This is a genomic window from Streptomyces sp. MUM 203J (assembly GCF_022414595.1).
Taxonomy (GTDB): domain Bacteria; phylum Actinomycetota; class Actinomycetes; order Streptomycetales; family Streptomycetaceae; genus Streptomyces.
In genome coordinates, this window is record NZ_JADWYO010000051.1 from 40,290 (window position 1) to 48,185 (window position 7,896).

General features: G+C 71.9%; 6 protein-coding genes and 1 riboswitch. Of the genes, 2 read left to right on the plus strand and 4 right to left on the minus strand.

Annotated elements, in window-relative coordinates:
• Positions 1 to 35 precede the first annotated feature (35 nt).
• From I3F58_RS22400 to ribD, 4 genes are read right to left on the minus strand one after another with little or no spacing between them, the layout of a single operon-like run.
• A complete protein-coding gene (locus tag I3F58_RS22400; protein ID WP_240110451.1) occupies positions 36 to 1,382 on the minus strand; it encodes a bifunctional 3,4-dihydroxy-2-butanone-4-phosphate synthase/GTP cyclohydrolase II in 1,347 nt (448 codons plus the stop codon).
• Complete coding sequence (locus tag I3F58_RS22405; protein WP_275678817.1) at positions 1,379 to 2,026, minus strand: nicotinamide mononucleotide transporter family protein; 648 nt, start codon at positions 2,024 to 2,026, stop codon at positions 1,379 to 1,381. The genes I3F58_RS22400 and I3F58_RS22405 overlap by 4 nt, the downstream gene beginning before the upstream one ends.
• Before the next feature lie 2 nt (positions 2,027 to 2,028).
• Complete coding sequence (locus I3F58_RS22410) at positions 2,029 to 2,631, minus strand: riboflavin synthase (protein WP_240110453.1); 603 nt, start codon at positions 2,629 to 2,631, stop codon at positions 2,029 to 2,031.
• Entirely contained in the window at positions 2,632 to 3,732 is a 1,101-nt protein-coding gene (gene ribD, locus I3F58_RS22415; RefSeq protein WP_240110454.1) for a bifunctional diaminohydroxyphosphoribosylaminopyrimidine deaminase/5-amino-6-(5-phosphoribosylamino)uracil reductase RibD, read from the minus strand. It lies immediately after the preceding gene.
• A 170-nt stretch (positions 3,733 to 3,902) separates the two neighbouring features.
• A riboswitch (FMN riboswitch) is annotated at positions 3,903 to 4,033 on the minus strand.
• A gap of 288 nt (positions 4,034 to 4,321) precedes the next feature.
• Between ribD and I3F58_RS22420 the strand changes: the two genes are divergently transcribed.
• On the plus strand, positions 4,322 to 6,679 hold the full coding sequence (locus tag I3F58_RS22420; RefSeq protein ID WP_240110455.1) for a chitinase C-terminal domain-containing protein: 2,358 nt from the start codon (positions 4,322 to 4,324) through the stop codon (positions 6,677 to 6,679).
• A gap of 106 nt (positions 6,680 to 6,785) precedes the next feature.
• Positions 6,786 to 7,727 (plus strand): RNA polymerase sigma-70 factor, encoded by a 942-nt coding sequence (locus I3F58_RS22425; protein WP_308355051.1) that lies wholly within the window; start codon positions 6,786 to 6,788, stop codon positions 7,725 to 7,727.
• Positions 7,728 to 7,896: the final 169 nt, after the last annotated feature.

Genomic DNA, 7,896 nt, shown 5'->3' on the forward strand with positions numbered 1-7,896 from the left:
TGCTGCTGATGGGTCGGGGGAGGGGGGGACGGGTCCTACTGGCTGGCGCAGGGGGAGACACCGGCCTGCTCGTCGAGCCAGGGCAGGTCGTGTCCCATGCGGTCGCGCTTGGTGCGCAGATAGCGCAGGTTGTGCTCGCCGGCCTGGACGGGCATCGGCTCGCGGCCGGTCACTGTGATGCCGTGCCGGGCGAGGGCCGAGGTCTTGTCCGGGTTGTTGGTCAGCAGCCGGACGCTGCGCACACCCAGATCCGTGAGCATCTCGGCGCCGGCGGCGTAGTCGCGGGCGTCGGCGGGGAGGCCGAGTTCCAGGTTGGCGTCCAGGGTGTCCCGGCCGCGCTCCTGGAGTTCGTACGCGCGGAGTTTGGGCAGCAGTCCGATGCCGCGCCCCTCGTGCCCGCGCAGGTAGACGACGACACCGCGCCCGGCCTGGGTGATCCGGTCCATGGCGGCGTGCAGCTGAGGCCCGCAGTCGCAGCGCAGGGAGTGGAAGACGTCGCCGGTGAGGCACTCGGAGTGGACGCGGACGACGATGTCCCGGCCGTCGCCCAGGTCGCCGTGGACGAGTGCGATGTGCTCGACGCCGTCGGCGGAGCGGTAGCCGTACGCGGTGAAGTCGCCGTGCGCGGTGGGCAGCGTGACCTCCGCCTCCCGCCGTACGGCCGGGGCGGAGGTGTCCAGGCCCGCCTCGTCGGCCTGCCCGGGGGTCTCGGGGGCCTCCGTGGCCCGGCGGTAGGCGATGAGGTCCTCGATGGAGATGATCGTCAGCCCGTGCTTGCGGGCGAACGGGACCAGCTCGGGCAGCCTCAGCATGATGCCGTCGGCGCCGGCGATCTCGACGATGGCGCCGGCCGGCCGCAGCCCCGCGAGGCGGGCCAGGTCGACGGCGGCCTCGGTGTGGCCGTTTCGGACGAGGACGCCGCCGGGGCGTGCGCGCAGCGGGAAGATGTGGCCGGGGCGGACGAAGTCGGAGGGCTGGGCGGTACCGCTCGCCAGGAGCTGGAGGGTGGTGGCGCGGTCGGGGCCCGAGATGCCTGTGGTGACCCCGTGGGCCGCCGTCGCGTCGACGGAGACGGTGAAGGCGGTCTTCATCGACTCGGTGTTCTCTCCGACCATCTGCGGCATCTGGAGGCGGTCGAGTTCGGCGCCCTCCATGGGGGCGCAGATGAGGCCGCGGCACTCGCTCATCATGAAGGCGACGATCTCGGGGGTGGCCTTCTCGGCCGCGACGACGAGGTCGCCCTCGTTCTCCCGGTCCTCGTCGTCGACGACCACGACGGGGCGTCCGGCGGCGATGTCGCGGATGGCCTGCTCGACGGGGTCGAGGGCGAGGTCGGCCGGCTCCCACGCGGGGAGGGCGGTGAGCTCGGGGGCGGTGGTCATGCCGGTGCTCCTTCCAGAGCCGGGGCGGGGGCGGTGCGGGAGCGCAGCCACCAGTCGCGCATGCCCCACAGGACGAGTGCGCCGTAGATGACGTAGACGAGTCCGGAGAAGGCGAGGCCGCTGTTGAAGGCGAGCGGCACGCCGACCAGGTCGACGAGCAGCCATGCGAACCAGAACTCGACCAGTCCGCGGGCCTGGGCGACCATCGCGACGAGGGTGCCGACGAAGATGTACGCGTCGGCCCACGGGCTCCAGGACAGCGACGGGTACAGGGTGAACAGCCCGCCGACGGCCAGGGTGCCGAGGGCGGCGCCGCCGAGCAGCAGTCCGCGCTCCTTCCAGGTGGCGAACCGCACGGCGAGCGAGCCGTCCTGGGCCCGCCGCCTGCCGAGGCTCCACTGGCGCCAGCCCCAGGCGGCGACCGCGATGACCAGGAGCTGCTTGCCGACGCCGCCGCCGAGCTGGGCGGAGGCGTAGGCGGCGACGAGGACGGCGCCGGAGAGGAGCTGGGCCGGCCAGGTCCACAGGGAGCGGCGCCAGCCGAGGGCGAGGGCGAGCAGTCCGATGACGTTGCCGGTCATGTCGGACCACTTGATGTCCTGCCCGAAGGCCGTGAAGGCCACGGAGTTGAGGGAGTCGAACATGCTCACCGTGTCTCCCCGCCGGTGCCGAGCATCCGCTCGACGTACTTGGCGATCACGTCGACCTCCAGGTTCACCGGGTCGCCGGGCTGCTTCACGCCGAGGGTGGTGAGGGCGAGGGTGGTGGGGATGAGGCTGACGGTGAAGTGGTCGGCACCCGCCTCGACGACGGTGAGGCTGACGCCGTCGACGGTGATGGAGCCCTTCTCGACGACGTAGCGGGCGAGTCCGGCGGGCAGGGAGACCTTGACGATCTCCCAGTTCTCGGAGGGCGTCCGCGAGACGACGGCGCCGGTGCCGTCGACATGGCCCTGGACGATGTGCCCGCCGAAGCGGCCGTCCGCCGCCATCGGGCGTTCCAGGTTGACGCGGGAGCCGACGGTGAGGGCGCCGAGGCTGGAGCGCTTGAGGGTCTCGGCCATCACATCGGCGGTGAACTCGTCGCCCTCGTGCTCGACGACGGTGAGGCAGACGCCGTTGACGGCGATGGAGTCACCGTGCCGCGCGCCCTCGGTGACGACGGGCCCGCGGACGCGGAAGCGGCAGGCGTCGTCGAGGGTCTCGACGGCGGTGACCTCACCCAGTTCTTCGACGATTCCGGTGAACACTCAGTGCTCCTTGTGGGTGGTGGTGGGCCGGGCCGTGATCCGCAGGTCCGGGCCGATGCGGGTGGTGTCGGTCACGTCGAGGCGGAGCGCCTCGCCGATGGTGGTGATCCCGGCGTCCCCGAGGGCGGCGGGTCCCGCGCCGAGGAGGACGGGGGCGAGGTAGCCGACGACCTCGTCGAGCGCGCCCTCGGCGGCGAAGGCCCCGGCGAGGGTGGCGCCGCCCTCGAGGAGCACCGAGCGGACGTCCCGGGCGTGCAGGGCGGCCAGCAGGGCCGGGACGGCGAGGCCACGCCCGCGGTCCGCCCTGGGCAGCCGTACGACGTCCAGACCGTCCAGGTGGCCGGCGTCGGCGTCCTCGGCCACGGCGATCAGGGTGGGCGCGGTGCCGTCGAGGACCCGGGCGCCCGGTTTCACCGCGGCGGCCTCGGTGTCGACGACGACCCGCAGCGGCTGAAGGGCCCCCTCGATGCCGCGTACCGCCAGATGGGGGTCGTCGGCGCGTGCGGTGCCGGAGCCGACGAGCACGGCGTCGGCCTCGGCGCGCAGCCGGTGTACGTCCGCGCGGGACTCGGCGGAGGTGATCCAGCGGCTGGTGCCGTCGGCGGCGGCGGTCCGGCCGTCGAGTGTGGCCGCGTACTTCCAGCGGACCCAGGGACGCCGCAGCCGTACGGAGGTGAGCCAGGCCGCGTTGCCCGCCTCGGCCTCCTCGGCCAGGAGTCCCCGCTCGACGGTCACCCCGGCGGCGCGCAGGGTGTCGGCGCCGCCCTCGGCCTGCGGGTTCGGGTCCGCGACGGCGTAGACCACGCGGGTGACTCCGGCTTCGATGAGCGCCTGGGCGCAGGGCCCGGTACGGCCGGTGTGGTTGCAGGGTTCCAGGGTGACGTACGCGGTGCCGCCGCGGGCCAGGACACCGGCCCGGCGCAGGGCGTGCACCTCGGCGTGCGGGCCTCCGGCGCGCTCGTGGTGTCCGGCGCCGACCTCGTGTCCTGAGGCGTCCAGGATCACGCAGCCGACGACGGGGTTGGGGCGGGTGGAGCCGAGTCCGCGGGCGGCGAGCATGACGGCTCGGCGCATGGCGTTCACGTCGGCTGCGGTGGCCACCGGGTCCTCCTGCCTCATCGGGCACGGACTCCGGGGCACTGTCGATGACGACAGAAGAAGCGGTACGGCACCTTCGTACAGGAATGGCCGGTAAGACGTCCGGCCGGATGCCGGAGCAGGCGTGCCCGGCGACCGGCAGACGGCCGACGCACCCTGCCGGGGTTCGCCCGCCGCGCACTGCCTCCCATCCGGACTTTCACCGTCGGTCCAGGAGTTTCACCTGGTCAACCGGCCACTGGCTGCGGCCGGGTCGCGGACTTTAACCGCCGGTTCGGAATTGCACCGACCCCGGAGTGCGCTGCTGCTGATACAGGGCAAGTGTGCCATGAGGGCACGCCGGCCAAACGGGTGATCCACTGTGGGGTGACTCACAGCGACAGCCGGAATGCGGCGGAGCCCGGCCTCGAAGCGATCACCGTATTCGATTGGTCCAGACCTATTGACGCTCTGGTCTAGTCCTCTTAGTGTCTGCGTCACCTCTCCGCGGAGGCGGCCCTCCGGTGTGCGCACACCCCGGGCCCGGCACCACCAACCCCCTGCCAGAAGCCGCATGTTGTGTGAAGCCCGACTCCACCAGGAGGAGCCGACCGTGCTGTCATCCCCCCGTGCGAGAGCCTCGCTGCTCGCATCCGGCGCCGCCGTCGCCGGACTGCTGCTCAGCTCGCTCTCGGGTGGCGTCTCGCACGCCGCCGATCATGAGAACTGCCGCCCCGACGGCCTCCACAAGACGCCCGGCGTCGACGTCCCGTACTGCTCGGTGTACGACGCCGAGGGCCGCGAGAAGATGGGCGACGACCACCAGCGCCGCGTCATCGGCTACTTCACCGGCTGGCGGACGGGCAAGGACGGGACGCCCGCCTACCTCGCCTCCGACATCCCGTGGGACAAGATCACCCACATCAACTACGCGTTCGCGCACGTGGACGGGAACAACAAGATCTCCGTCGGCTCCGACAGCCCGGACAACGCGGCCACGGGGATGACCTGGCCCGGCGTCCCCGGCGCCGAGATGGACCCGGCCCTCCCCTACAAGGGCCACTTCAACCTGCTGAACAAGTTCAAGAAGCAGCACCCCGACGTCAAGACGCTGATCTCGGTCGGCGGGTGGGCCGAGACCGGCGGCTACTTCGACGACAACGGCGACCGGGTCGCGTCCGGCGGCTTCTACTCCATGGCCACCCACGCGGACGGCTCCGTCAACCAGGCCGGGATCGACACGTTCGCCGACTCGGCGGTCGAGTTCATCCGGACGTACGGCTTCAACGGCGTCGACATCGACTACGAGTACGCGACGACGATGAAGGACGCGGGCAACCCGCTCGACTGGTCGATCTCCAACCCGCGCCGCGCGGGCCTGGTCAAGGGCTACTCGGCGCTGATGAAGACCCTGCGCGAGAAGCTCGACCGGGCGGGCGCCGCCGACGGCAGGCACTACATGCTGACCGTCGCCGCCCCCTCCTCCGGCTACCTCCTGCGCGGCATGGAGACGTACCAGCAGCAGAAGTACCTGGACTACGTCAACATCATGTCGTACGACCTGCACGGCGCCTGGAACGAGTACGTCGGCCCGAACGCCTCGCTGTTCGACGACGGCAAGGACGGCGAGCTGGCCGCCGCCGGGGTCTACACGACCTCGCAGTACGGCGGGATCGGCTACCTCAACGCCGACTGGGCGTACCACTACTTCCGCACCTCGATGCCGGCCGGCCGTATCAACATCGGCCTGCCGTACTACACACGCGGCTTCAAGAACGTGCAGGGCGGCACCGACGGCCTGTGGGGCAAGGCGGCCACCACCGACTGCCCGGCGGGGTCCGGCCTGACCAAGTGCGGTGACGGCGCCGTCGGCATCGACAACCTGTGGCACGACAAGGACGACGAAGGCAAGGAGTCCCCGGCGGGCTCCAACCCGATGTGGCACGCCAAGAACCTGGAGAAGGGCGTCGTCGGCGACTACCTCGCGGACTACGGCTTCCCGGCGGACACGCGGCTCACCGGCAGCTACGAGCGCAAGTACAGCTCCGCCCTGGTCGCGCCCTGGCTGTGGAACGCCCAGAAGAAGGTCTTCCTGTCGACCGAGGACGAGCAGTCGGTGAAGGCCAAGGCCGACTACGTCGCCGACCGGGGCATCGGCGGCACCATGGTGTGGGAGCTGGCGGGCGACTACGACTGGAACGCGGCCAAGGGCCAGTACGAGCAGGGCGACACGCTCACCACGGTCATGTACGACACGTTCAAGTCGGCCGCCCCGTACGGCGCCGAGCGTGCCACCACCGACCTGCCGTCCGAGGCGGTCGACATCGGCGTGGACTTCGGGGCCTTCCCCCTCGGTGACTCCAACTACCCGATCAGCCCCAAGCTGAAGATCACCAACAACACGACGGCGACCCTGCCGGGCGGTACGGAGTTCCAGTTCGACTACGGCACCTCCGCTCCGGCCAACGCCAAGGACCAGTCCGGCTTCGGCGCGAAGATCGTCCGCAGCGACCACACCGGCGACAACGTCGGCGGCCTGAAGGGCGACTACCACCGGGTTTCGCTGAAGCTGCCGGCCTGGCAGACGCTGGCGCCGGGCGCCTCGGTGGAGCTGGACTTCGTGTACTACCTGCCGACCTCGACCCCGTCGAACTGGACGGTGAGCTTCGGCGGCAGGACCTACGCCCTGGCCGGCGACCTGGCGCGCGGGACGACGGTGGTGGATCCCGGCTCGCAGACCACCCCGACGCCGACGCCCACCGAGACCGGTACGACTCCGAGCCCGACGCCGACCCAGACGGACACGCCCGGGACGTGCACCGCTCCCGCGTGGGCCGCGGGCGACGTCTACAACGGCGGCGACACCGTCTCCCACAACTCCCACCAGTGGAAGGCGAAGTGGTGGACCCGGGGCGACGAGCCCGGCACGACCGGTGAGTGGGGTGTCTGGCAGGATCTGGGTGCCTGCTGACATCTGACGCACCTTCAGGACGAGACCCGGTGGCGGTGAAGAACGGCCCTTGCCCGCCACCGGGTCTCCCGCGTGCCCGGGAGGGCGGCCGTGGCAGGCTGACGGTGTGACAGCGAGAGCGACCGAGACCGTCGACGAGTTCGAGAGCCACCGCCCGCGCATGTTCGGGCTGGCCTACCGCATGCTGGGCTCGGCCGAGGAGGCCGAGGACGTGGTGCAGGACGCCTTCCTGCGCTGGAACGGCGCCGACCGGGACGGCATCGACCGCCCGGGTGCCTGGCTGGCCAAGGTGATCACCAACCTCTGCCTGAACCGGCTCACCTCGGCCCGCGCCCAGCGCGAGCGGTACACGGGCCCCTGGCTGCCGGAGCCGGTGGTCACGGAGAGCGGGGCGCTCGGCCCCCTGGAGTCCGCCGAGCAGCGGGACGCGGTGTCGACCGCGCTGCTGGTGCTGCTGGAGCGGCTCACCCCGACGGAGCGGGCGGTGTACGTGCTGCGCGAGGCCTTCGCGTACAGCCACCGGGAGATCGCCGGGGTACTGGACGTCAGCGAGGCCAACAGCCGCCAGCTGTACCGCCGGGCCGCCGCGCGGATCGCGGCGCCGGAGAACCGGCTGCGGGCGGAGGTGGAGGAGGCGCGGCTGCGGGAGCTGGTCAAGTCCTTCATCACGGCGTCCCAGGAGGGCGATCTGGCCGGCCTGGAGAAGCTGCTGACCGCCGACGTGACCTTCTGCAGCGACGGCGGGGGCGCCGTCCGGGCGGCCCTGCGGCCCATCGAGGGCCGGGACAAGGTGCTGCGGTTCCTCACGGGCCCCTCGGTGCGGGCCGTGGCCTCGATGCGGCTCGACGTCGTGGAGATCAACGGCGCTCCGGCGCTGGTCGCCCGGGCGGGCGACACACTGGTCGCGACCGCGTCCTTCGAGGTACGGGGCGGGGCCATCGCGGTGATCCGGTCGGTCCTGAGCCCGGCCAAGCTGGCGTTCGTGGAACGGCAGCTCACAGAGGGCGGGCAGGGGTGGTCACCTTCGGGGGCACCCGTCGGCCCGTAACCGGTGGCGGGCGCCCGCCGGGGGCACCCGGACGTGGCGGAGGGAGCGGACTGTGGGCGCGGCACCGGTGACGGGCGGCGCGGGCACGCCCGGGCGGCACGTCGGAACAGCAGCTCGTCGCCGCCGCAGTGGGCCTCGCCGCCCGCGGATACGTCCCCTTCGCGGCGAC

Excerpts from the sequence above, each read along its gene's own strand:
- I3F58_RS22400 (WP_240110451.1), bottom strand. The coding sequence starts at position 1,382 with ATGACCACCGCCCCCGAGCTCACCGCCCTCCCCGCGTGGGAGCCGGCC.
- I3F58_RS22405 (WP_275678817.1), bottom strand. The coding sequence starts at position 2,026 with ATGTTCGACTCCCTCAACTCCGTGGCCTTCACGGCCTTCGGGCAGGAC.